A 25,298-nucleotide genomic window follows, 5' to 3' on the forward strand; every position below is an offset into this window, starting at 1 on the left:
GACCAAGGTGATGCCCTTTCTCGTCGAAGATGAACTCAAGCGCCTGGGCGGCCACTTTGAAAAGGTGGAAAACTGGGGCGTGTTCACTATTGTCGACGGACGGCTGATCACCGGCCAGAACCCGGCCTCATCCGGTCCGACCGCCAGGGAACTGCTCAAGGTTCTGCAGGCCTAGTTCTGTTCCGGCGCGGCCAAGGCGCCCGCGCGCATCTGTCGGTGACAGGAGTCCCATCATGAATGCGACGACAACCCCAACTCAACTTAAGGTTGCACGGCACTCCCCGGCCTGTTGGCGTGTCACGATCGACCACCCGCCGATCAACGTGATGGGCCCGCCGATGGTCGGGCAATTCCACGAACTCATCAACGCGCTAGAAGCCGACGAGCATGTCAGAGTGGTGGTCTTCGAAAGTGCGGTAGACGGCTATTTTCTGAATCACGCGGATTTCGCCGCCGGGCTCGCGGACCTGACGGCCATGCCGCCCGGGCCTACAGGCCTGCCGCAGTGGCCCGACTTCCTTGTACGCCTGACGCGCGCGCCCGTCGTCTCCATCGCCCTCATCCGCGGCCGGGCGACGGGCAACGGCAGCGAGATCACGCTCGCCTGCGACATGAGTTTCGCCAGTCGCGAAAAGACTATCCTTTCGCAATGGGAGGTGGGTGTGGGGATGGTCGCTGGCGGCGGCCCTATGGCCCGACTGCCCCAGCTTATCGGCCGTAACCGCGCGCTTGAAGTGCTGCTGGGCTCGGAGGACATCAGTGGTGCTCAGGCCGAGGCGTATGGCTACGTGAACCGTTCACTGCCTGATGCCGATCTCGACGCATTCGTGGACGCGCTAGCGACTCGCATTTCCAGGTTTGACAAGTGGGCCATCGCCAACACCAAGCGCCTTGTCAACACCAGCCTGCCGCCAGACGTCGAACTCGGCGCAGGGTGGGACGCGTGCATGGCGTCGCTGGGTCGCCCCGCCGCGCAGAAGAACATCAAGGCACTGCTGGCGCGTGGATTCCACAAGCCGGGAGATGTCGAAAATCGGCTCGGTTACTACATTGGCCAGCTTGCAGGCCAAGCCGGCACGCTATAAGGTCTCTCGCCACGCTTGTAGAGCCGACGGTCGGCCAGGTGGCGGCGCCACCGCCCTTGCTGGAGGAGAAGTAGCGATGAGCGACGAAGCGATATCGGGCGGTAGTGTGCGCCGCCTTGGACCGGCAAAGATACATGCCGCGTCGAACGCCATCCTGAGGCTGTTATCGATGCTGGCAGGCAGTGCATTCTTCACGATCTGCTTCGTACGAAGCCGCTGCGGGAATATAACCTTGCCGGCCTCACGCATAGGGGCGACCCAGTCGGCCATGACTTCGTTGATGCTGGAAATCGCCTGGAGTGTGCGCCGAACGCTGCGTTTTGAGCATGGCAACTATGAGCGATGGCCGATGCCGTGACGAAGCCGGCGTCCACGGCTTCCGTGCAGTGATCCATGAGTGTAGGGTGTTGCGAGGTAAATCTCAGATGGACAACGAGTCAGTGTCGCCAGGCAGCGCGCTCGTTTGCGAGCCACTGGACGACGCGCAGCGCGCGCAGGAGGGCGAGCTGACCGACGATCCGAGTGTGCGCGACCATCCGCGTTTCCAGCAGATGTTTCCGGTCCTGACCCAGGTCGAGGTCGACAGGCTGCGGCGTTTTGGCAACCGTTGCCACCACGCAGTGGGTGAATTGCTCTATCGCGCCGGAAGCATCAGCCCGGGTGTGTTCGTCCTGCTTTCAGGTAAGGTTCGGATCGTCGGACGCGACGGCCTGGGCCGCGAGCGCGTAGTACGGACTCATACGGGGTATGGCGAGTTCACCTCCGATGTCGCACAGCTCTCGCGCAAGCCCGCCTTGCTCGACGCGCACGTCATCGAGGATGTCGAAGCGCTTTTGCTGCGGCCCGACGGACTCACCGCGATGATGATGAGCGAAGCCGAACTCGGCGAAAAAATCATGCGTGCGTTGATCTTGAGGCGTGCCTTGATCATCGAACGCGGGCAGGGCGTCGTTTTCGTCGGACCGCCCGGTAACGCGCGGCTCGTCGCCTTGCAGGATTTCCTTCTCCGCAATGGCTGTCCGCAGACGACGATCGATGCCGACAGCGATGCCGAAGCCATCGCGCTACTCAAGCGGCTGACGACGCAGCCCGACGATTTCCCGCTCGTCCTGTGCCCCAACGGCACGATGCTAAGAAACCCCGACGAGGGCCAACTGGCGTCGTGCCTCGCACTCATTCCCGAGTTCGATCCAACTCACGTCTACGATGTCGCGATCGTCGGTGCCGGACCGGCGGGGCTGGCGACGGCTGTCTATGCCGCATCCGAAGGACTATCGGTGGCGACTTTCGACGGCCGGGCGCCTGGCGGTCAGGCCGGTACGAGTTCGCGCATTGAGAATTACCTGGGGTTTCCCACCGGGATCTCCGGACATGCGCTGGCGAGCCGCGCGTTCGCCCAGGCGCAAAAGTTCGGCGCGCATCTCGGTATTCCATGTGAGGTCAAGAGGCTGTACTGCGACCGGCACCCGCTCGTCCTGGAGCTTGCCGACGCGCGGCGCATCACCACCCGTACCGTCGTGATCGCGAGCGGCGCGGAGTACCGGCGTTTCGGTGTCGAAGGGCTCGCGCGCTTCGAATCCCGCGGCGTCTATTTCTGGGCCTCGCCGATCGAGGCGAGGCTTTGCCGCAAAGAACCGGTGCTGCTCGTGGGCGGCGGCAACTCCGCGGGACAGGCGGTCGTGTTTCTCGCGTCGCACGCGGAGCACGTCCATATGTTCATCCGCGGATCGAGCCTCGAAAAGAGCATGTCGCGCTATCTGATCGAGCGCGTTGCCGCGCTGGAGAACGTGACGGTTCATAGGCGCACCGAACTGACAGCGCTTGAAGGGGGCGAACGCCTTGAGCGCGTGCATTTCCGCGGTGCGGGCGGCATCGAGGGGACGATGACAGCACATCATCTGTTCGTGTTCGTGGGCGCCGAACCGAATTCAAGCTGGTTGGAGACATGCGGCGTGTCGTTGGACGACAAAGGGTTCGTCTTAACTGGCACTGACCTTCCCGAAGCGGGCCTTGCGGCGTCACCATTACGGACTAGCGTCGACGGCGTGTTCGCGATCGGTGACGTTCGCTCGGGCTCGATTAAGCGTGTCGCGGCCGCCGTCGGTGAAGGCGCGGCTGTGGTGTATCAGATTCATAGTTACCTTGCCGCGTCGCATGGCTAAAGCCGCGCAGACCAGGCGCCCGCCGATGTCCGAGGATGCATCGCAATGGAGGTGGTCATGAAAGCATTGGTATTCCATGGTCCGGGCCAGAAGGCGCTCGAAGACAGGCCGGAACCGACAATCGCGAAGCCGACGGATGCGATTGTGCGCATCACGAAGACGACGATCTGTGGCACAGACCTGCACATTCTGAAAGGCGACGTCCCGAAAGTGCGGCCCGGCACGACGCTCGGTCATGAGGGCGTCGGCGTCATCGAAGCCGTCGGCAACGCCGTGTCCAACTTCATGATCGGCGACCTGGTGCTGATCTCATGCATCAGTTCTTGCGGAAAATGTGAATTCTGTCGACGGCAGATGTATTCCCATTGCACGACAGGTGGGTGGCTTCTTGGGCATCTCATTGACGGTACGCAGGCCGAGAAGGTCCTCATCCCACATGCCGACTCGAGCCTTTATCACATGCCCGCCGGCGCCGATGAGGAGGCTCTCGTGATGCTCAGCGACATCCTGCCGACGGGCTTTGAATGCGGGATCCTCAACGGCAAGCTCAAGCCGGGTCAGAGCGTTGCCATCGTGGGGGCGGGGCCAGTCGGTCTTGCCGCACTAATGACAGCTCAGTTCTACGCGCCCGCCCAGATCATCGTCATCGATCTCGACGACAACCGGCTGGAAGTCGCGAAGCAGTTCGGTGCGACAGACCTCGTCAACAGCGCCGCAGGAAATTCCGTCGAACAGGTCATGGCGCTGACGATCAACCGCGGTGTGGATGTGTCCATCGAGGCAGTCGGTCTTCCGGCGACATTTGCCATCTGCGAGTCCATCGTCGGCGCGGGCGGAACGATCGCGAATATAGGCGTGCATGGCACGAAGGTGGACCTGCACCTGGAGCGGCTCTGGTCACACAACATCACGTTGACAACCGGCCTGGTGAATACGTACACCACGCCCATGCTGCTTTCAACTGTGGCGTCGAAACGCCTTGAACCGAAGAAGCTGGTCACGCACCGCTTCACGCTGGACCGGATCATGGATGCCTACACTACGTTCTCCGATGCGGTGCATTCGCGGGCCTTGAAGGTTGTCATCTCGAACGAGGGCGCGTAGATAAAAAACGGCCTGGACAAGCGGCTCCGGTTACGCCTGCTAGCGGGACTGAGCATCTTGGTAGCTACGGTTCCGACAGCACAGTTTGACCTGCCCTAGACACCGTGCGGTCCTGTGATTGTCACTACCGTGTCAAAGGACCAGGCTCCATGTGTCTGGGCCCGACTTTCATCGCGTGGCAAGGCTCCACGTCCCACGACATACGGTGAAATAACTTCCACATAGACTGTTATGGCACCCATGGCTAATGTGTCGGTATCGGATGCGATGCACTGACACACCCTTTCACCGCAGACGATAGCTTCCGCCACTACCGTTAGGGCATCGTCATGGAATCACTTGGAAAATTCACGCTTTACGTCACAGCTTTCGTCATCGCCGTGTCGCTGGTCGAAGCTGTCTGGCTTAGCCGGAAAAATCGCATAACCGACACGCCATTCGCATGGCACGAAGTGTGGCTTTCGCTCGCCGATGTTGTCGGACGCAAGCTGCTCGCGCTGCTGCCGCTCTCGCTCGCAACCCCCATATTTGCCTTGGCATGGGAGCATCGCATCTTCACCGTAGAACTGAACAGCGCTCTGATGGTGCTCACGCTCTTCATCGGCCAGGAATTCTGCTACTACTGGTATCACCGGGCGTCGCATCGCATCCGGTTCTTCTGGGCGACGCACGCTGTGCACCACTCGCCTAACCAGTTGACCCTTTCCACCGCGTACCGGCTCGGCGTGACGGGCAAGCTGTCGGGCTCGGCGATCTTCTTCGCGCCGCTCGTATGGCTCGGCGTGCGTCCTGAAGTCGTACTGCTGACGCTCTTCATCAACCTCATGTATCAATTCTGGCTGCATACCACGTGGATTCCGAAGCTCGGCTGGCTTGAGTATGTTTTCAATACGCCATCCTCGCACCGCGTGCACCATGCATCGAATGTCGATTATCTGGATGCGAACTACGGCGGCGTATTGATTATCTTCGACCGGCTGTTCGGCACCTACGTTGAGGAGCGCGCCGACGAACCTTGCCGTTACGGTCTCGTCACGCCGACCACCTCGCGCAATCCGTTCGTCGTCGAGTTCGAGCACTGGGCGACACTGGTGCGGGACGTAGTGAAGGCAAAGAACGTGTGGACGGCGATCAATCACATTCTCCAGCCGCCTGGCTGGCTGCCGGACGGCGGCGGCGAAACCACAGATGAACTGCGCCGCAGGAACAAGGCGCCTTGTGGCGAGCGCAAAGTGGCCAATGGCTGACCATACGTCCACTGACGCCTGGTCACCCAGAAGGAACTGTCAGAAAGCAATGGCAAGATGGCTGACATCAACGTGGTGGAAGTCGCCTGGTCCAACCTTGATCAGCCATTACTCAGGCGTGTGGGTCGCGTTCGACCACGACAAGATTCAGAAAACCGCAGTTGGGCGACCGCGCAGCAAGGTCAGCGTCAGCGCCTTCTCCGAAACAAGGACTGTCGTCGCAACAGGTTTCCTTGTTGCCTCGAAGGTTGGCTCGGCCGGAACGGTTCGTTCTTGATGTCGGTGCGAGCGTGGAGCAATCACCCCGCTCTATTTCGAGTGCGGATCGCCATTGACGATTCGAAACTGCACGAAAACGGTCGCTGCGAAACAACTGCGTCGAGCAAGGCATGAACGACCGGAATTGCCGAGAATCCGGGGACGCTGCCCGGCCCTGCCGATTCCACAGCTAATGCCAAGAAGCGGTTGCGGTGACACGGCGGGTTATCACGGCATTGGCAATATCGACGCGCCCGACCGACCCGTGTCGCCCCTTGCCTCGCCACGTGGCTCCAGGGCCGCCTTTCGTTTCGTCCGGAGGCGCAGCGGTCATTCGCCTTTGGACCTGCTGCCCGGTCATCGGCCAATGCCTCATTCGAGTCAACGCGCCTTCGTCCACAGGTTCTAATGCACAACGGCCATTCGATTCAGTTTGATGAGCGACAGACACATCCGTTATTGCCCGGCACATCCGTCACTTCGGTGTCAACGTGAGGCAAGCTCCTCACTAACCGCGGAATCAGTTCCATGACGGGGAGCCGCAGCGATGCTGCCAGTTCGTCGATCGTTATCGTCTGGTCGCCGTCCTGTCCCAGCAACGTCACGACACTTCCAGTCCGGGCCTGCTCATTCTCCGTGATGTCGACCACGGTATACGCGCGACGAAATGTACTGCGCCGACGAAGCCTTTTTTACGGGCACGGCGGCCGAGCTGACGCCCATTCGTGAACTCGACGATCGCGTGATCGGCAACGGAGAGCGTGGACCGATCACCGCATCGCTGCAGGAAACGTTCTTTGCCGCGGTCGCCGGCAAATCGGAACGCTACGCGCACTGGCTGACGCACGTGGTCCGCTGAACGCGATATTTGCCAGGAGCCGGGCGCTATCGTGCAGCTCCCGGCTCACTTACGACACGAGACCGCCATGCCCGCCTCCTCATCCTCGGAACGCCTTCCCGCCCACGCGATGCCCGTGCTGCGCGTCGTGCCCCAACCGTCGAGCGCCAACGTACACGGCGATGTCTTCGGCGGCTGGATCATGTCACACGTCGACATCGCCGGATCGATTCCCGCCAGCCGGCGCGCGAACGGCCGTGTCGTCACCATCGCCGTCAATTCGTTCACGTTCAGACAGCCCGTTTTTATCGGCGACCTGTTGAGCTTCTACGCAGAAATCGTGCGCGAGGGACGTACGTCGATCACCGTCAACGTGGAGGTCTTCGCTCAACGCATGGGCATGGCGGCCGACGTCGTCAAGGTGACGGAAGCTACCCTCACCTTTGTAGCCACCGACTCAGCGCGAATGCCACGCCCTTTGCCACCCATCGACCCGCTTCCACGTCAACGCTGAACTACTCGTAACGGGCATTGGCCTCCGAAAGACGAGCGTTGCCTGATCGGCCACAGCCGAACGATGCCGAGGTTCCGGAGGCGCATATTGATTCTGCCTTCAACGCCGAAGCGGAGCGAGACTCGAACAAACAAGTCAGGCGGGGCTTGCACTCACAATCTGGTGCCCAAGCCGAACGATTTCATTGACCAGCAGATCCAGGTCATCGCAGCGGGTGCGGTGGTTGCATATTGCTACCCGCAGGCAATGCACTCCGTGCACCGTCGTGTCGGACAAGGCCGCGATGCCCGCTTCCTGTAGCCGCAGCATGATCTCGATGTTGAGCGCCTTCAATGCTCCCTCTTCCACCCCCTCCGGACGATATCGGAAGCATACGATGTTGATATTCGTTGGCGCGACCAGCTCGAGAAGGGGCTCGGCCTTGATCAGGCCGCTGAGGTAGCGACCCTGTGCGATGTTCTGATCGATCAGGCGGCCAAACTTCTCGACTCCATGCTCTTTTAGTGCCATCCAGACCTTCAGCGCACGGAAACCTCTCGTCGTCTGCAGTCCGTACTCATACAGCCAAGGGGCCGACGCGATTCCGCGCGGCGTCGGCTCCAGATATTCCGGTGTCACCGCGAACGCGCCTCGATGGGCAGAGGCGTCGCGAACCAGGGCGCAGCCGACTTCAAACGGTGCGTGCAACCACTTGTGAGGATCGAGCGCGATGGAATCCGCCCGCTCGATTCCTGCAACGCGATTTGCATTTTCGGGAGCGATCGCAATCAGCGCGCCGATGCATCCGTCAATGTGCAACCAGAGGTTCTCTTCGGCGGCCAGATCCGCCAGTGCCATCAGATCGTCGATCGCGCCGGTGTTAACTGTCCCCGCTGTCGCTATCACGCAGGCAGGCTGAAATCCCGCCGCCCGATCCTCTGCGATCGCAACGCGCAGGGCGGCGAGATCGATCCCTAGTTCGACATCTGTCGGGATGCATCGCAGCGCTCGGTTTCCCATGCCTAGCGCCTCCATGGCCTTTCGGTGACAGCTGTGGACCTGGTCCGAGCCATAGAAACGCAAGGGCCGCTCCATGGCGGCGACACCATGCTCGCGCACGTCGATGCCGGCCTTGGCGTTGCGCGCCACTGTCAAGCCAATGATATTGGCCATTGAGCCACCGCTCACCAATGTGCCGCTGGCCGAAACTGGAAAACCGATCATCTCCTTGCACCAGTTGACCACTTGCCGATCCATCAGGGCAGCAGCATGATTGCCGCCACCAAGGTTAGAGCCCTGGATTGCCGCCAGGAAATCTCCCAGTGCACCGGTGAAGTTGCTAGCCCCCATATACCAGGACCAAAAGCGCGGATGCACGTTGCCCAGCGGATAGGGCAACACGTTCTCGGCAAGCTCGTGATAGATCCCTTCCACCGGCGACGCCGACCGTGGCAGCGCTTGCTCGAATAAGGCTGTGACATCCGCCGGCATGTTTCGCCACACCGGCCGGCTGCGGACGTCGCGCAGGTAGTCAACCGCATCGTCGATGATCTGGTGGGAAAGTGTCCGCAGCCCGGTCCAATCGTCCGGATCGAGCGTTTCCTCGAAGCGCGGCTGGACTCCGGGGAAAGCGTGCGAACCAGCGGCATCTTTCTTATCCATCACGGCACCTGTTCGATCAAGGAGTAGCGTGTTCGTGTCGCGATAGCCATGCTCAGGAGCGCAGGCCCTGTCGGCACAAGTCCGGCGATCTGACAACCTCGGGAGAGATGAGCCGTTCAACAAGAATAATCCCAAAAGGCCGCTTCCGAGAAGACGGACATTCAACGCGCGGTTGTCACCGCAGTCGAACGGTTACATCGTCGGATAACGCGATTCAGTGGCGCTGCGTAGGTAGGTTTCATCTGAATCGCACTTTGCCTTGCGCTGATATATTGGCCTGCATCTCTCGGTCGCAGTCACGCCGCGAGACTGCCGACAAATTGCTTGATGTTGTCCAGGACGGGTTGCTGGTCGCCCGCGAAGACCCAGTGATCGGCACCGTCGAGTTCGACGAATCGCGCCTGCGCGATGTGGCTGGCGAGATGCCGGCCGGCGCCGATGCGAACGGCGCGGTCGCCGTGGCGGTGGAGCACCAGAGTCGGAACGGAAATTCGGCCCAGGAGATGCCGCACATCCATTTCGCGCAACGCCTCAAGCACGCCCTTGATGGCTCCCGGGCTCGACGCGGCCCGCAGCAAGCCTGCCCACCAGGCTCTCGCCTGCGAATCGCAGGAGAGGCTCGGCGCGAATGTTTCGATACCGGCAGGACCGCCCCAGACGGCGACGAGCTGCCGCAGCCACACGTCGTACTGGCTAGCCTGCAGCGCGTGCGGATAGTCGGATGCCGCGCTCCCCTTCGCCAACGAGCCGAAGAGAACGAGGCCGGCGACACGGTCGGGGTGATCAGCGGCAAATTTGATGCATGCCGGTCCGCCCTCGGACGCGCCGAACAGAACGACCCGGCGGCTGCCAGCGGCGTCAAGCACGGTGCCGATGTCCTGCGCGGTCGCGTCGACGCTCGGATTGAACCCGACCCGGTCGGAAAGCCCGATGCCGCGACGATCGAGCAGGACAAGACGGCCCATCTCAGTGAGCGCGGACAGGAACGCCCGGCACCGGGGCTCCTCCCAGATCCGTTCGACGTGGGACACGAAACCGGGCAGCACCAGGATATCAATGCGGCCGGCACCATAGGTCTGGAACGCGAGATGGACGCCGCCACCGCTGACGTAACGCGTCGACGGCGGGTCCTCGATGGGTAACATTGCGCCCGCATCGAGCAGCGCGCGGGTCTCGGATTCGGGGGCTACATTGAGCTCGTCGCGAAGGCGCTGCGTCAGGGCCTCGAGGTGCCGCTGGGCTGTGGCCCGGTCTCCGGCGAGCAGAAGGTTGCGGATGAGGTGCCGGCCGTACACTTCGCTGAGCGGATCAAGCTCAACAAGACGGCCGGCATGGGCGGCCGCGGTCATGTACTCACCGGCCGCATTCTTGTCGTGCACCACTCGCTCGAGCGCCTGGATCGCCCGGCCCCGCAAGGCCTCCCGGCGAAAAAAAGCCCACTCGTCGAACTGCGGGCAGTCGCCGGGCGAAAAACCTTCGAGAAAGTCGCCGGGATAATGACGGCAGGCCCGCTCGAACTCGCCGCGGTCGCAGGCTTGCTCGAACAGCTGGGAATCCAACTGCAGGCCGATCGCTGATGACCATCGAACCGTCGACCGGTCGGTGGCGAGAACGTCGTCGCCAAGCGTGAGCTGGAGGCGATGCAACAGACGCCTCAGCCGCGCCCGTACAACCTCTTCGCGGCCTTCCGGCCACAACATCGTGGCGAAGACGTCACGCCCGACTGAGCCCTTCGCTTCGGCCAGGTAAACCAGCAGGGCCAGGCCCTTGCGCAGGGGCAGCTGACACAGCCGGCCGTCCCGACGGATCTCCGGAAATCCAAGCGTCCGCACGCTGAACAGAGCCATGGCGAGGCGACCCTCAATGACGGCGTCCGGGGGACGCTCAGGGGACGAAGCAATCCTACCATTCCCTGCAAGCGATGGTCACTGGACTCATTGCGACGGATTGAACTGGAGGATTGCCATGAAGAACCTGGGCGAGCATGCGATCGTGATCGGCGCGAGCATGGGTGGGCTCCTGGCCGCCCGCGTGCTGTCGGATTTCTATACCACAGTCACCTTGCTCGAACGCGATGCGTTTCCGGCAGCAGACACACCGCGCAAGGGCGTGCCACAGGGTCGTCATACCCATGGGCTCCTTGCGCGCGGCAGCGCGGTACTCGAGGAATTCTTCCCGGGATACAACGCCGAGGTCGTCGCCCAAAGCGGCGGCTTGATCGGTGATGTCGCCAACGATGTGATCTGGATAGGTCGCAACGTCAGGCTTGCTAACGGCACGAGCGACCTGATCGGTCTGCTTGCGAGCCGTCCCGTGCTCGAAGGCCATCTACGCCGACGGCTCCTCGGATTGCCGAACGTGCGCGCCATAGAAAGTTGCGCTGTGCGTGGCCTCGCCACCGACCCCGTTCGCAGGAGCGTGACCGGTGTGCGCATATGTGTCGAGGGCAAACCGGAAGAGACACTCAACGCGGACCTTGTCGTTGATGCGACTGGCCGTGGCTCATCCAGTGCGGCGTGGCTTGAAGCACTCGGCTACCAACCTCCCGCCAATGAGAAGGTCGAGATCGGCATCTGCTACACGACCCGTACCTATCGACGTCGGCCGACTGATCTTGACGGCAAGCACGGTATTGTTGTCGCCGGTAGTGCGCCGAACTGGCGTAATGGTGTCCTGCTCGCGCAGGACAACAACAGCTGGATCGTCAGTGCCGGCGGTTTTCTTGGCGACGACGCACCGGACAACGACCAGGGCTTTCTCGCGTATCTGGCGACGCTGCCGACCATGGAGATTCACGACGTTGTCGCAAGAGCGGAACCGCTAACCGATTACAAGCACTACCGCTACGCCTGCAGCCTGCGCCGGCGGTACGAGAAGCTTGCACGCTTCCCCGGGAACTACCTGGTTTTTGGTGACGCCATCTGCAGCTTCAATCCGGTCTACGGGCAGGGCATGACCGTCGCGGCAGAGGAAGCGCTGACGCTGCAGCGGTGCCTGCGCGCGGGCTCGAACGATCTTGCGCGTCGATTCTTCCGGGCGGCCGCGAAGATCGTCGATATTCCGTGGGACATCGCCGTTGGCAACGACCTCCGCCATCCACAGGTCAAGGGCGCGCGCCCGCCGATGCTACGTTTCATCAACTGGTACATTGGCAAGCTTCACCTTGCCGCAACGCGCGACAGCACGCTGGCGACGGCGTTTCTGAAGGTTGTCAACCTGATGATGCCGCCGTCGTCGCTGCTCAGCCCTGCGATCGCCAGGCGGGTCTGGCAGGGCAACCGGAGGCCTGTGCTATCGGCTCCCTCGCCTGCAGTCGAAACAACGAGGCAAAATAGCGCATCGTCGTGAGCTGGCATCACGGTGTTGACCGGCGCAGGCGTCCAACGCGCGCTCGTCACGAACGTTTGCCACGGCCGACAAGCGAAAGGCGATCTCGCGCGAGCGAATGGCCGTTGGACTTGGCAAGCGGCCGTTGCCGGTCGCGATGACGAACAGCACTTGAGGGTCGAGAAGGCTCATTCGTCAATAACGAAAGCTGACACTCGCCGACACCTGGTCGCGAATGTCGGCAAAGCGACCTGCAACGGCCGCACGTTCCTGATCGGCCACGAAGGTCGCCGGGCACAAGGCCGTCAGCATCCGGGTCGTCAGAACGTCTCATTTTTTTGGATGATGGATGACAACTCCGAGGACAGTCTCCCCTCCCTTATAATCCCCGCATTGACAGTGATTTCATCGGCGGAGAGCCCCACTTTATGAGTCAGCCAAATGGGCGACATCCGGGATCGCGAGGCAAGGGTCCGCGTCAATCGCGCCAACCCTCAAATACGACATCCCACCGACAGAACAAGCCATACGTAAAAACGCCGCCCGCGCGAGACCCAGCCCAGACGGCGTCCATTTTCAAAACGCGTTCGTTTAAATGGCTTGTCGACGCGGTGGGCGCGGAGAACATCGCACTGGGACTTGAATCCAACCTGGCGCGCGTGGCCGAGTTGATCAACGGCGAGAGATTCACACCCGAGACGGCTTTCCACATCGAAACGACGCTCGGTCTACCCGACGGGTTTTTCGATCAACCCAATCCTGCGCTCACATCCGAAACGATCAGTCGCTTGAGGGCGCCGCTCATCTTTATTCGCGCGAATGCTGAGCCAGAATCGGCGGACGGGCAGCCAGTGGAACCGGCTCCTGCAGTACTGGCGAATCACCACCCTACCCCCACTGACCGTTTGCCCAGGAAATCAGAAATGCCAAAGAGAACCGATGGCGACTCGCCACAGGCCGTCGCGAAGCGCAACCCCGCAGCGGCAAGAACTGCCACGGCTCCCTCGTCGAAACCGGCATCAGCGAAGGCCAAAGCGTCCATGAAGTCCGGGGCCCAGCAATCCTTGCCGTTGACCGACGTGGCAGCTCTGCAAAACATTCGTCGCGCCAACCTGCACGTACTCACCTCACGTAAAGGATCGAAGGTGCGACTGAGCGCAGTAGTGAATATCAGCGCCTCCAACCTGGACAATCGTCTGTATGGACAGAAGCGCATGGACGACGCTGAAGCCAACCGTTTCACCGAACGCCTTGGGTTGCCGACTGCCTGGCTGGACGTTCCGCGTTCAGTCTCAGACATTCCTGAGTCTGTCTCGGCTCTGCTTGATCCGCTGTCGGGTCGATCTGCACCTGATCAGCAGGAGCTTCCTGCCGCGAAAAGGCCGGAAGCGGTGGTGGCAAGAAAATCCGCGACAAGAAAGACAAAAGCCGCGAGCGACCGACACGCCCAACCGTCCGAGGCGGATCACCCCAGCGGCAGCGTCGTTACGAAGGCAGTCGTGGAGCAACAGGATCCGGGACTTCCGCATGCCTCCGATCTGGCAATCCGGCAAACTGTCGACAGCGATTTCCCACCGTCCGCCTCCCACCAGCAGCCCGCGCCGGCTTCCATCACAGAGGTCATCGCGGAGCCGCGCCGTTCTGCTCCCGTGACCAGTCTTGGCGATCTGATCGGTATTGAACCGATCGCAGAGGCGCTGATCAAGACGCTCGCAGGTAAGGCACGAACCGGTCGTCTTGACGAAATGAAAGCGCTGGAACTATTGCGACAGATCGTGTCGCTTTGACCTGAACGGGAGTTGACCGGAATTTTGCGGCGGGCGCGCTGCCAGGCCCACCCTTGATTTCAATGCATTTTGTGACGGCAGGTTGATCCTGGCTTGATGCGGGTTGCGAAGCGGTCCCGCTAAAATACCTCACCAAATCAGGCGCTTCCTGTCTGCCGTTTGCCCCCTTCCCGTTTTGCTCGCTCCGCCGAAGTTTTCGCACGCCGGAGTGACGCCTGCCCTGCGCTCGACGGGCGGAACTCTAGTCGTGTCGAGCCGATGGAGATTAATGCCGTTCAAGCTAACCGCCGTTGCTTCGCATCCAGGTCAGCGACGCCCGGCAGCAAATGATGCGCAAAGCGTCCGATTGGGAAATCGAACGTTCCGCGCAGGTTGATACTTTCGAGATCTGCCAGCGGCACGACCTCGATCTTTTTCCCGATTGTGCATTCGGTTCTCGAAGAACAGCCGATTGCGATGGAGCGAAAACTTCCCGCTCGACGGATCGCCTGACATAGCCACTGGATGCCCTTCGACATCTTCGCTGTTTAGTCCGCCGACATCCACAGCCACCCTCACGATCAATCAGGAAGCGGCGACATGAATTCAATCATTGATCTCTCTGGCAAACGCGGGCTGATCGTCGGACCTAGCGAATTTCCCTGGCCACGGTCTGCAACTGCCTGAAGGCGCGATACCGCGCCTCGTGCAATGCCGCAATGTCACCCGTGTCCGACTCGTAGATCCTACCGATCTGCGACATTCTGGCCATCGCCGAGCGCACGTCGTCGAACAGGCCGCCAGCCACGCCGCCCAGGATCGCCGCGCCCAGCAGCACGGGTTCTTCCGCCCGCGTCGCAAGCACGGGCTTTCCCGTCGCATCGGCGAGCAGTTGCCGAACGAGATCGAGTCGCCCCGCGCCACCGCTGATGACCACCCGCTCGATCGGTGCGCCGGCCATCGCCTGTGCTTCGATGATCTGGCGAAGGCCGTAACCGATACTGCAAATGCCGGCAATGTAGAGGGCGACCAGACTGTTCAGGTCGTCCTCCATTCCAAGGCCCGCAATGACGGCTCTTGCGTGTGGGTCGGCCAGCGGGGCACGGTTTCCCAGGAACTCCGGGACGACATGCAGGCCGTTGGCCAGCAACGCCGCGCCCGACAGGCTGTCCGCCGCCTGCGCCGCGAGACCGGCAAGCATCACCGGCAGCGGGTGGCCCTCGTGCTCTGCGCGACGTCGGACGTCTGGGGCTGCGGGGTGCATCGAAAGCAGTCGTTCGATCGCCGCGCCCGCTACCGATTGGCCGCCCTCGTTGAGCCATGCATCCGGCACCATCGCCGAAAAATAAGGCCCCCACACGCCGGGCACGAAGACCGGACTGCGGGTCGTGGTCATCGTGCACGATGAGGTGCCGAAGACGTAGGCGAGGCAGGACTCGGGCTCGCCGTCGGCGCCGACCGTGCCGATCCCCCCGGCATGGGCATCGATCACGCCCGTGGCGACCGGCGTTCCGGTTCGCAGGCCGAGCTGCGCGGCGGCGTCTTCGGTCAGTCCGCTGCCCAACGGCGTACCCGGGTCGACGACGGTCTGGCCGATGCGCGCAAAAGCCTCGTCCGCCAGCACGCCGAGGCCGATGCTCCGAAAGTAACTCTCGTCCCAGCGCCGCTCGTGCGCCAGATAAGTCCATTTGCAGGTGACCGTGCAGGTGGATCTCGACAGATCCCCGGTCGCGCGCCAGGTCAGGAAGTCGGTCAGGTCGAAAAACTGCCACGCCGCCTCGAACACGCCCGGCCTGTTCTCGAGGAGCCACAGCAGCTTCGGTGTTTCCATTTCCGGCGAGATCTTGCCGCCGACAAACTTCAGCACCTCGTGGCCCGTCGTATTGATGCGCTCCGCCTGTGCCACGGCGCGGTGATCCATCCAGACGATGATGTCGCGCTCGGCTTGCTCGGAAGGGCCCACGGGCAGGGGCTGGCCGCCCTCGCCCAGCACGACGAGCGAGCAGGTGGCGTCGAAGCCGATGCCGGCGACCTGATCGGGCGAGACGGCGGCCTGCGACAGCGCATCCTTCACGGAAGCGCAGACGGCGGTCCAGATTTCGCCGCTCGATTGTTCGACGATGGAGCCGCTTGCATGGAACAGCGTGATGTCACGCCTGGCCGAGGCCACCATGCGACCGGCAAGGTCGAAGATTCCAGCCCGGGCGCTGCCCGTGCCCACATCCACCCCGACGACATGGAGCGCATCGCGCGTGCTGTCTGTCGCGCCGGAGGTCGAGTTTTCTGAGGTCATAGCTCGCTGCCTGGTCACTGTCTGCTCATTGCCTTTTTGGGGGAGGCGTTCCATGTTGACGGCGAGCCACACAACCGCGCCCGCGTCTGGCACGCATTTCAGAGATCGACGTTGTTTGGAAGAATCACGAGATCGCGGATGGTCACGTTGCGCGGCCGCGTCAGCATGAAGAGCACCGCATCGGCGACCTCCCTGGCCTGCATCAGGCTGCCCGAAGCGAGCGCTTCGTCCATCTTCGCCTTCGGCCAGTCGTCGAGCAGTGCGGTGACGACCGGGCCCGGGGCCACCGCGCCGACCCGCACACCATGCTTGGCGAGCTGGCGCCGGGTCGTGTGGACAAAGGCCTGCACCGCAAATTTGGACGCGGTGTAGATCGGCTCCCACACGACCGGGACGATGCCCGCGATGGAACTGGTAAAGATAATGTCACCCGATTTCTGCGCGACCATGTGCGGCAGCACGGCGTGAACCGATCGGAACGCGGCATTGACGTTCAGGTTCAGTACGCGATCCCACTCGTCCGGATTTCCATCCACGACATCGCCGCCGACGTAGGCGCCGGCGTTGGCATGGAAGATATCGAGGCCACCGGCCAGCTCGAGGATTCTCGGCAGCATCGCGGACACCTCCGACGGCTGCAACAGATCCACGGCCAGCGGCAGTGCGTTCGGCCCCAGTTCTGCGCACAGTTGCACGAGCCTGTCTTTCGCACGGTCGATCAGAACGACCTTTGCGCCTTCCGCGAGCAGGGTGCGCGCGCACTCCAAGCCGATGCCCGATGCCGCGCCCGTGATCGCGGCAACTTTTCCTTTCATGGATTCACTCATTGACTGCTCTCCTATGTCGACCGGAGTTAGCGCTTTAGCGCTTACTCCGGTCCCATGCAACCGCGGTCCCGTGCAAAACGATTGCTGGACTGTTTGAATTACGCGCGACCATGCGAGACGCGGGACTGCCGGGCAAGCGAGTCGACGATCACCGCGATCGCCAGCACCGCGCCGGTGATCATGAAGCGCAGCGAGGACGACAGGTTCAGCAGCGTCAGGCCGCTGGCGATAGACTGGATCACGATAATGCCCAGTACTGCGGAATACGCGCTGCCTCGGCCACCGAACAGGCTGGTGCCACCGATCACGGCCGCTGCAATGGCGTTCAGGTTCACGTCGCCGGTGCCGGCCTGCTGACTGGCCGAGGCGAGCCGTGCCGCGGTCAGCACGCCGCCGAGCGCGGCGAGACTGGCGCACAGTACGAAGGCGCTGGTGTAGATGGCGCCGACATTGATGCCTGCCCGTCTCGCAGCCTCGTGATTACCGCCGACCGCGTTCATCGACCGGCCCCAGCGCGTCCTTGTTAGCGCATAGTCCATCGCGACCGAGAGGCCGAGGAAGATGCCGAACATCAGTGGAACGCCACGTCCCTGGTTGAGGTAGGCAACCACAGCCTCCAAAAGTACGGTAATGGCCAGGGCGCGCACACAAAGACTGCCCACCGAGGGCGCCGACAGATTGGATGCGCGGCGGCGCTCACGCGTGCGCAGCCCGATCACCAGCATCACGACACCGGGCACCAGCGCAAAGAGGTACGAAACGACAGCCGGGATGATGATGAGTTGCCCGAGGTTCACCATCGTCGAACCATAGGGAAGGTTGATCGACCCGGTAGCGCCTAGCACATATAGCTGCATCCCGAGGATTGCGAGCAACCCGGCCAGCGTCGCGACGAAGCTCGGCATGCCGAGCCGGTTGAGCAGAAACGCGTACAGTGCGCCGACCACCGCACCGACGGCGACCGCGGCGACGATGGCCAGCAGCACCGGCCAGCCGTGGTTCACCCAGAGCATTCCGACGAGGGCCGAAGCGAAGCCGCTCATCGAACCCACCGACAGGTCGATCTGCCCCACCATCAGCACGCAGACGATCCCCAGCGAGATCACGCCGACCGTCGAGCAGTCGAACAGCAGGTTGACCAGGTTGTCGGCCGAGAGGAACACCGGGTTCAGGCTGGTGAACACGGTCCAGATGATGATCAGGCCCGCGACGACCGGCAGCGATCCCAGATCGCCCGAGCGCACCCGCTCGACGAAGGCGGCCACGGTACCGCCGACTCCGGTGGCGTGCTTGACGCGGACATCGCTGCGGTCGAGCAGCGTGGACGGCTGTGGCGCGCCTTGCGGTTCAGGCTGCGAGCCGCCTTGAATATCGTTGCTCATGACGGCTCCTTAGTCTGGGTGCCCTGTTCGGCCTGGCGTCGGCCGGCGCGACGCGACACGGCGTTCTCCGTGGCGCCGGTGATCGCGGCCACCAGTTCCTGATTCGAGGAGTCGGGATAGAAGACGCCATTGTTGCGGCCCAGCCGCAGCACCACGATCCGGTCCGCCACGGCGCGAACGTCCTCCATGTTGTGGCTGATCATGATCACCGCGTGACCGCGGTCGCGCACCCGCTCGATCAGATTCAGCACCTCGGCGGTCTGGGCCACGCCCAGCGCTGCCGTCGGCTCGTCGAGCATGATCAGCTTCGGGTCCAGCAGCAGCGAGCGCGCAATTGCGACGGTCTGGCGCTGGCCGCCCGAGAGCGACGCGACCACATCGCGCACGCTCGGAATACGCGCCGACAACTCGTTCAGCAGCGTCCAGGCCTTCACCTCCATCGCGACCTCGTCGAGGCGCAGCGGATTCAGCTCGCGCCCGAGGTAGATGTTCGCGACGACGTCGAGGTTTTCGCACAACGCCAGGTCCTGGAACACCGTGGCGATGCCGAGATCGAGCGCCGCGCCCGGATTGGACAGCGTGACCTCCTTGCCGCCGAAGGTAATGGTGCCGGTGCTGGGTTGATGGACCCCGGCTAGAACTTTCACCAGCGTCGATTTGCCGGCCCCGTTGTCGCCCACCAGGGCGACCACTTCGCCGGCATGCACGTCGAGCTCGATGTCCGTCAAAGCCGAGACCGCTCCGAAGTGCTTCGAGACGCCGCGCAGGCTCAGCACCAGTTCGCCGCGCCTGGATCGTGTCGTGGAGTTGTCAGTCATGGGACGGATACCTCATTGAGAGTAGACGGACCCGGCACGAGCCGGGTCCGTCGGGCGTTTGTGCCGCATTTGCGTCAGCTATGCGCCAGATCAGTAAGTGATTCCCAGCTTCTTGCATCCTTCGGCATACCGATCAGTACACAGATCCTTGCCGCTCGCGAACCCCTTGTCGACAACTTCCGCCTTGAGGTTCTTCGCCGTGATGACCGCCGGCTTGAAGAGCTGGGACGGCGTATTGAAGAGCGTCGTTTCAGCCTTCGGCGTCTGCCCGGAAAGGAAGCCGACGGCCACCTTCGCCGCTGCGGCGGCGACGATCTCGCTCGGCTTCAGGATTGTGTTGTACTCGTCGCCCGCGATGATCAACTGCAATCCCGCGAGCGTCGCGTCGTTGCCGGTCACGGGGGGCACCGGGTTGACGCCGGCTGCCTTGAAGGCCGCGACAGCCCCGCCGCCCGTGCCATCGTTAGCGGCCACGACACCGACAATCTGCGAGCCGAAGCGCGTGATCTGCCCGCTGACCCACTGCTGGGCCTTCGGGGGCGCCCAGTCCGGTGTGTCGTACTCGGCCAGCGTCTTGTAGCCGCTCCCCTGCAGTCCGGCGTGGATACCCTTCTTGATCAGTCCGGCGGCCGCGTCGGTCGGCGAACCGTTGACTTCGAGCACGCCGCCCTTGGTGGTCGGCACGCCGGTTTCCTTCAGGTGCTGGACGAGTGACTGCGCGATGGCCTTGCCGATGCCTTCGTTGTCGAACGAAACGTAGTAGTTGGCCGGCGTCGAGGGCACGGGCCGGTCATAAGCGATAACCTTGATACCCTGGCCCTGCGCCATGTGGACCAACGACGCGGCGGCCGTCGAGTCGACCGGGTCGAGGACGATCACCTTGGCGCCTTGCGCGATCACCGAGTTGAACTGCTGCTGCTGCGTCGAGACATCGGCATTGGCATTCTGGTAGAGGACCTTGCAGTCGGGGCAGAGCTTGCTCATTTCGGCTTTGAAGCCGGGGAAGTCATGCTGTTCGTAGCGGGTCGACGCCTGGTCGGGCATCAGAAAGGCGACCGTGCCACTGGGGGCGGCCAGTGCCGCCGTGTTGCTCAACAAGCTCAGGCTCAGGGCGCTAGCGCCGATTAGTTGGTTCGAAAGTCGGGTCATCGAATGTCTCCATTATTAGAAAAATTCCGGCGTAGCTGCTGCCGTGTCTGCGTCGCGAGTGAACTCCTTGTTGTAGTTTTTCGTCGTTGCTAGCGGCTTCCAGACCAATGCCCATCACCTGCCTCACTTGCGTTGGCCCGATTATGGGAAAGTTGCCGCGTCGTGTTTCATATCCCATGTACTGCGCGATGTCTCCGTTCCACGGGCTGAAAGTGTTGCGCCTTTATTTATCGTGTAGTCATCGCCGGTCTTGCACAACTGCGGCATCAGGCGATTCAGCACCACTGGCAGCGTTAAGTTGTTGGTAGGCGCGCCATCGCGAAGGCGACATGTCCTTAAGGGAAAGGAACTGGCGGTTAAAATTCGAGAGGTTATTAAAGCCGACCTGATAGCAGATATCGGTGATGTTCAGTTCACCCGACATCAATAATTGACACGCGAGATTAATGCGCAGCCGGTTCACATAATGCACGAAAGGCACGCCGGTGTGCCGACGGAAGTATCGCGAGAAGGCACTGACGCTCTGTCCCACAAGTTCGGCCAACTCCGTTTCGCGCAACTCTTGCGACAGGTTCTTGCCAATGTAGGAAAGCACGTGATTGATGCGCGCCTGCGCATAGCGCGCCGGGTCCGCACAATAAGCAGCACTCGCCAGTTTCACCGGCGCGACGCTTTGCACGAGCAAGTCAAGCAAAGCAAGAAACAACGTGATGCGCCGCATGCTTTTCGCGCCCAGCATCTCGCGCATGATCGGTTCAGCCGCCGCGCCCGTTTCCGGTGTGAACAGTACACCCCAACGCGATGCATCGAGTAACAACTCGACGCGTTTAAACTCCGGGAAAAGCTTGATTGCGCGCGTAACGAACTCTGCATCGAATTGCAGAATAAGACAGCGTTCATCCACACGGTCGCCCTGCGGCACATTGCTGACCCAGTTGTGCGGCAGATTCGATCCCACCATCACGAGATTGCCAGGCGCGAAATTGCCGATGTAATCGCCTACGAAGTATTTGCCCGTCGTCGACGTAATCAGCTGAATTTCGTATTCAGGATGGAAATGCCAGCGCACCGTGCGATAGGGATACCCATGGGACCAGATCTTGAACGACTCGTCGCGCGGCACGGCGACCAGTTCCAGATCCGGCTGAGCGATCTTGGCGTGGCGGGCATCGGTACGCGCCGTGACACCCAGCGTCGTGTGCATCTGTCTTCCTCCTGAGCCCATTCTGCTTTTGACAGTCGCATATGTCGCATTGCGTCCGCTATAACAGAAAGTTAGCCTCGCCGCGGACATCTCGCCACTGAAAATAAGACCGCGAACTGATACTTTATTGCATTCGGGTAAATCCGTACGGCATCAAGTGACAACGCTCCCCTCACCCATCCTGGCCCATTCCCTTCCGATACAGACTAGGTGAATTTCCAGTCCACTTCCTGAAAGACCGGCGAAAGCTCGCCGCATCCGAGAATCCAATGCGCTCGGCGACCTGATCGATAGGAAGCCGCGTGTTCTCGAGAAATTCGATGGCGAGCGACCGGCGCACATCGTTCAACAAGGTTTGATACGAGTAGTTATCGTCGGCCAGCCGTCGATGCAAGGTTCGCAGTGACATGCCGAGTTGGGCGGCCATCTTCTCGGCGGATGGGAACACGCCCGGTGCGTTCAGGCAGGCCATGCGGATCTGCCTCGCCAGTTCGGGAATGCCATCGCGTTCTTCGAGAATACGATCACACAGTTGCTGGCAGATTTGCGCGGTAATCGGATTCGCATTCGGACACGGACGGTCCAGTACATGCACGTCGAAATGCCACTCCATCGTATCGGCGCCGAATTCCACGGGACAGTCGAACATCCTCTCGTAATTCCGCCAATGTGGCGGCGCCGGATACGCCATGACCATGCGCTTCGACGGAAAAGGCGCTTCCAGCACCCGGCTGAATAACACCGTCATTGAGCTTCGCCAGAATTCGGCGACAAACGGCAACATGTCGCCGAGCGATGCGAGCCCGTGACTGCTCAGAATACCGGTATTGCCCTCGGTGGAATAGCGGATCTGCAAAACCGCGCCGGCCATCCTGACATTTTCGACGCTGAATTTCAGGGCGTCTCCAAAGGTCGTACTGCTGACCATGGCATAGCCATATATGCCGAAGTCACTGATCCTCTGACGCGCACCCGCGAGCAATCCAACATCGGCTCTTGTTGCAAGCCGTTGGGCGTTTCGATAAATGGCGAGGCGTTGACGATGCGAAATTCTCGCCTGCGAATCCTCCAACTGGTTCGCATGGACGCCCGTATTCGCGAACAGTTTGTTGACGGAAACGCCCTCCGCGGCCAGTTCGGCGGCGAGCGCGGCCAAGCCCAGAAGACTCTGCGTCGGCGCATCGAGATCCGGATGCAATGGCGTGATGATTTTCGGTGGTCGCACGATTTGTCTCACTCCAGTTGCGGACATGCTCGCACATTTTTCCGATCTTCGTCGAGCACGTTTGGCACAGTTTGACACGGCAATTGGCAGGGTTGGACGTTGCCGCTCAATGAGCTCGCTGAGATAGTAACCATCAACGGCGCACGCCGAAAAACAGATGGAGACAAGCCATGAAGCCCTCAGCCCACCCCGTTCCGGCACTAGTGACAACCCTGATCGGCGCTCATCCTGAAACCGTGGATGGCGCAATCGGTCCCGTCCATGCGGCGACGCAACACGCTCCGTCGATGCGAGCTGTCGCGGCATCGGTTTAACGCACCGGTAACGGACTCGTCCGTCGACCCTCCCACACGCAGGCCGCGCCTCAAATGCTGCTTTGAAGCCAGTGGCCTTTGCCTCGCCTATCGCACCTTGCAGAGAGAACCATGACCACAGTAAAGATTGAAATGGATGGCGCCGTCGGAATCGTTTCATTAGCCAAGCCACCGCACAACCTGATCGACGACGCGATGATCGCGGATCTGCTCGCCGCGTATCGCAGCATAGTCGCCGAAGGTGCTCGTGCGATCGTGCTCAAAAGCGACATGCGGCACTTTTCCGCCGGTGCGGAAATGAGCTCATTTACCGATGGCAAGACGGTGATCCAGCACAACGCCGATCAATTCCTCGAGTTTCTCGACGTGCTGGAAAACGCGCCGGTTCCGACAGTCGCAGCCGTTCACGGCGCCGCGCTCGGCGGCGGCCTCGAACTGGCGCTCACCTGCGACATGATCGTCGCCGCGGACACGGCCTACTTCGGCCAGGTCGAGAACATCGTGGGCCTGATTCCGCTGCTTGGCGGCACGCAACGACTCGTTCAGCGAGCGGGCGTCGTGCGGGCCAAGGAAATCGCGTTGATCGGACGGCGGCACCCGGCGGAAGCATTCGAACGCTGGGGCATCATCAATCACGTCGTGCCCGAAGCCGAACTCCAGAGCGCCGCCATGTCGTTCGCCCGGCAACTGGCGGCAGGCCCGACCCAAGTCCTCCACGGCATCAAGCAGCAGGCCAATCTCGCTGCCAACGGCGGCGTGCGCAGCGCAGACCTCGAACAGATCAACCTCAACAACATGATCTGGAAGACGGGCGATCGCGAGCGAGGTTTCGCTTCGTTCTTTTCGACCGGACCCGCCACCGCCGAATTCAAGGGAGATTGATCATGTCAGCACCGCTCCAGGGCATTCGCGTGATCGATTTCACGCGAGTGCTGGCCGGACCGCATTGCACCAAAACGCTCCTCGATCTCGGCGCCACCGTGACCAAGATCGAACCGCCGTCCGGCGATATCGGCCGCGTGAGCATGCCGCATATCGGCGACATGTCGCTGTATTACGTGCAGCAGAACGCCGGCAAGCGCAACGTGAGCCTCGATCTCAACTTCCCGGAGGCACGCTCGATCATGGTCGACATGTGCCGGGACGCGGACATCATCGTCGAGAATTTTCGCCCCGGGACGCTGAACCGGTTTGGACTCGGCTATGAGCAGGTGCGCGCTTTCAACCCGTCCGTGATTTATGCCTCTTTGAGTGGCTATGGACAATCGACGTCCTGGCGCAACCGTCCGGCGTTCGCGCCGACCGTGCAAGCCGAGTCGGGACTGACCGACATCGTCCAGCACCATTTCGGCGCTGCGCTCACCGAAGTCCGTAACGACGCATGCAGCCACGCCGACATGTACACCGGACTTCACGGCGTCATCGGCATTCTGGCCGCGCTTCAGCATCGCGCGCGAACCGGCGAGGGGCAGCACGTCGACGTCTCGATGGCCGCCACCATGCTATCGGTGAACGAACGCGTGGGCGCACAACTGTCGGAAATCGATACGGATGGCGAACCGATCATTCTCTCCGCGCCCGATTCACACATCTTCGATTTGCCCGATGGACGCCAACTCACCATCGCTGGCAGCCCGATCTACACGCCGATGTTTTCGCGTTACTGCGCGATGATGCGCCGCAACGATTTGCTGAGCGACCCCCGCTTCGGCACGGCGCTTTTGCGGCGGCAAAACATTGCTGATTTGCTGGCCGAAGTGCGCGCGTGGCTTCTCACCTTCAACGACCTGGATCAGCTCCAGACGCAGGTCAGCGAAGCGGGATTGGCCATTGGCGTGGTCCGGAGCGTCAACGAGTTCGCCGATTCCGAGTGGGTGCAGGAATGGGGTGCGCTAGTCGATGTCGACGACAGATCAGGCGGCACGACACGCATGCCCGGCGCGCCGTGGCATTTCAGCCAGTCTGAGTTACCGCAGCCGGGCAGCCCTGCTTTCCAGGGCGAGCATAACGCCGAGGTGCTCTCCGAACGCAAGCTCAGCGCGGCGTTCATTCGGGATTTGCAGGAGCGCGGAATCCTTCTCAGCAGGCACAGCCCCACGCGCCCGTTCGACTGAACGTAGGTGCCATGACGCGAGCGGCTCGCG

21 protein-coding genes and 2 pseudogenes are annotated in these 25,298 nt (G+C 61.8%); 12 read left to right on the forward strand and 11 right to left on the reverse strand.

Features of this window, described 5'->3' with window-relative positions; genetic code table 11:
* The 6 genes and pseudogenes from P0D80_RS34660 to P0D80_RS34685 form a co-directional block, all read left to right on the forward strand.
* Positions 1-175: pseudogene (locus P0D80_RS34660) on the forward strand (type 1 glutamine amidotransferase domain-containing protein); the annotation flags it as partial.
* 58 nt (positions 176-233) lie between these two features.
* Positions 234-1,085 carry an enoyl-CoA hydratase/isomerase family protein gene (locus tag P0D80_RS34665; protein ID WP_408290565.1) on the forward strand — a complete coding sequence of 284 codons (852 nt, stop codon included), beginning with the start codon at positions 234-236 and terminating at the stop codon, positions 1,083-1,085.
* 76 nt (positions 1,086-1,161) lie between these two features.
* Entirely contained in the window at positions 1,162-1,443 is a 282-nt protein-coding gene (locus P0D80_RS34670; protein ID WP_408290567.1) for a hypothetical protein, read from the forward strand.
* A gap of 67 nt (positions 1,444-1,510) precedes the next feature.
* Positions 1,511-3,247, forward strand: a complete 1,737-nt coding sequence (locus tag P0D80_RS34675) for an FAD-dependent oxidoreductase (protein ID WP_408290569.1) — start codon at positions 1,511-1,513, stop codon at positions 3,245-3,247.
* Between the two features lie 57 nt (positions 3,248-3,304).
* Positions 3,305-4,351, forward strand: coding sequence for a zinc-dependent alcohol dehydrogenase family protein (locus tag P0D80_RS34680; RefSeq protein ID WP_408290571.1), 1,047 nt, complete (start codon positions 3,305-3,307; stop codon positions 4,349-4,351).
* A 329-nt stretch (positions 4,352-4,680) separates the two neighbouring features.
* Positions 4,681-5,598, forward strand: a complete 918-nt coding sequence (locus P0D80_RS34685) for a sterol desaturase family protein (RefSeq protein ID WP_132380034.1) — start codon at positions 4,681-4,683, stop codon at positions 5,596-5,598.
* Positions 5,599-6,284: 686 nt separating this feature from the next.
* Here the strand turns inward: P0D80_RS34685 and P0D80_RS34690 are convergent.
* Positions 6,285-6,506, reverse strand: coding sequence for an alanine racemase C-terminal domain-containing protein (locus P0D80_RS34690; RefSeq protein ID WP_408290574.1), 222 nt, complete (start codon positions 6,504-6,506; stop codon positions 6,285-6,287).
* On the opposite strand from P0D80_RS34690, the pseudogene P0D80_RS34695 reads away from it, so the two are divergent.
* Together P0D80_RS34695 and P0D80_RS34700 are read left to right on the forward strand one after the other, a co-directional pair.
* Positions 6,506-6,715, forward strand: a pseudogene (locus P0D80_RS34695) (branched chain amino acid aminotransferase); the annotation flags it as partial. The gene P0D80_RS34690 and the pseudogene P0D80_RS34695 sit on opposite strands and share 1 nt — an antisense overlap.
* Before the next feature lie 67 nt (positions 6,716-6,782).
* Positions 6,783-7,208, forward strand: a complete 426-nt coding sequence (locus tag P0D80_RS34700; RefSeq protein ID WP_408290576.1) for an acyl-CoA thioesterase — start codon at positions 6,783-6,785, stop codon at positions 7,206-7,208.
* Positions 7,209-7,343: 135 nt separating this feature from the next.
* On the opposite strand, the gene P0D80_RS34705 is transcribed toward P0D80_RS34700, so the two are convergent.
* Positions 7,344-8,849, reverse strand: a complete 1,506-nt coding sequence (locus P0D80_RS34705; protein WP_408290578.1) for a pyridoxal phosphate-dependent decarboxylase family protein — start codon at positions 8,847-8,849, stop codon at positions 7,344-7,346.
* Positions 8,850-9,145: 296 nt separating this feature from the next.
* On the reverse strand, positions 9,146-10,696 hold the full coding sequence (locus P0D80_RS34710) for a bifunctional AfsR/SARP family transcriptional regulator/alpha/beta hydrolase (RefSeq protein WP_408290580.1): 1,551 nt from the start codon (positions 10,694-10,696) through the stop codon (positions 9,146-9,148).
* 118 nt (positions 10,697-10,814) lie between these two features.
* On the opposite strand from P0D80_RS34710, the gene P0D80_RS34715 reads away from it, so the two are divergent.
* Entirely contained in the window at positions 10,815-12,197 is a 1,383-nt protein-coding gene (locus P0D80_RS34715; protein ID WP_408290582.1) for an FAD-dependent oxidoreductase, read from the forward strand.
* Positions 12,198-12,604: 407 nt separating this feature from the next.
* Positions 12,605-13,963: a hypothetical protein gene (locus P0D80_RS34720; RefSeq protein WP_408290584.1), complete on the forward strand. Its 1,359-nt coding sequence runs from the start codon at positions 12,605-12,607 to the stop codon at positions 13,961-13,963.
* A gap of 275 nt (positions 13,964-14,238) precedes the next feature.
* Here the strand turns inward: P0D80_RS34720 and P0D80_RS34725 are convergent, their stop codons facing one another.
* The 8 genes from P0D80_RS34725 to P0D80_RS34760 form a co-directional block, all read right to left on the reverse strand.
* Positions 14,239-14,481 carry a hypothetical protein gene (locus P0D80_RS34725; RefSeq protein WP_408290586.1) on the reverse strand — a complete coding sequence of 81 codons (243 nt, stop codon included), beginning with the start codon at positions 14,479-14,481 and terminating at the stop codon, positions 14,239-14,241.
* Between the two features lie 110 nt (positions 14,482-14,591).
* The gene (locus P0D80_RS34730; RefSeq protein WP_408290588.1) at positions 14,592-16,235 is read right to left on the reverse strand and encodes an FGGY-family carbohydrate kinase; all 1,644 of its coding nucleotides are present in this window, start codon (positions 16,233-16,235) and stop codon (positions 14,592-14,594) included.
* 98 nt (positions 16,236-16,333) lie between these two features.
* Positions 16,334-17,062 carry an SDR family oxidoreductase gene (locus P0D80_RS34735; RefSeq protein WP_132380975.1) on the reverse strand — a complete coding sequence of 243 codons (729 nt, stop codon included), beginning with the start codon at positions 17,060-17,062 and terminating at the stop codon, positions 16,334-16,336.
* A gap of 98 nt (positions 17,063-17,160) precedes the next feature.
* Positions 17,161-18,444 carry a sugar ABC transporter permease gene (locus P0D80_RS34740; protein ID WP_408180918.1) on the reverse strand — a complete coding sequence of 428 codons (1,284 nt, stop codon included), beginning with the start codon at positions 18,442-18,444 and terminating at the stop codon, positions 17,161-17,163.
* Positions 18,441-19,262 carry an ATP-binding cassette domain-containing protein gene (locus P0D80_RS34745; RefSeq protein WP_408180917.1) on the reverse strand — a complete coding sequence of 274 codons (822 nt, stop codon included), beginning with the start codon at positions 19,260-19,262 and terminating at the stop codon, positions 18,441-18,443. Before P0D80_RS34745 ends, P0D80_RS34740 begins: the two co-directional genes overlap by 4 nt.
* Positions 19,263-19,352: 90 nt before the next feature.
* Complete coding sequence (locus P0D80_RS34750) at positions 19,353-20,411, reverse strand: ABC transporter substrate-binding protein (protein ID WP_408257212.1); 1,059 nt, start codon at positions 20,409-20,411, stop codon at positions 19,353-19,355.
* Positions 20,412-20,649: 238 nt separating this feature from the next.
* On the reverse strand, positions 20,650-21,615 hold the full coding sequence (locus P0D80_RS34755; protein WP_408290591.1) for a helix-turn-helix domain-containing protein: 966 nt from the start codon (positions 21,613-21,615) through the stop codon (positions 20,650-20,652).
* 172 nt (positions 21,616-21,787) lie between these two features.
* On the reverse strand, positions 21,788-23,146 hold the full coding sequence (locus P0D80_RS34760) for an AraC family transcriptional regulator (RefSeq protein WP_408290593.1): 1,359 nt from the start codon (positions 23,144-23,146) through the stop codon (positions 21,788-21,790).
* A 119-nt stretch (positions 23,147-23,265) separates the two neighbouring features.
* On the opposite strand from P0D80_RS34760, the gene P0D80_RS34765 reads away from it, so the two are divergent.
* Both P0D80_RS34765 and P0D80_RS34770 read left to right on the forward strand, forming a co-directional pair.
* Entirely contained in the window at positions 23,266-24,036 is a 771-nt protein-coding gene (locus P0D80_RS34765; protein WP_408290595.1) for an enoyl-CoA hydratase/isomerase family protein, read from the forward strand.
* 2 nt (positions 24,037-24,038) lie between these two features.
* On the forward strand, positions 24,039-25,268 hold the full coding sequence (locus P0D80_RS34770) for a CaiB/BaiF CoA transferase family protein (protein WP_132380985.1): 1,230 nt from the start codon (positions 24,039-24,041) through the stop codon (positions 25,266-25,268).
* Positions 25,269-25,298 lie beyond the last annotated feature (30 nt).

The organism is Paraburkholderia sp. RL17-373-BIF-A (assembly GCF_046030175.1).
Classification (GTDB): domain Bacteria; phylum Pseudomonadota; class Gammaproteobacteria; order Burkholderiales; family Burkholderiaceae; genus Paraburkholderia.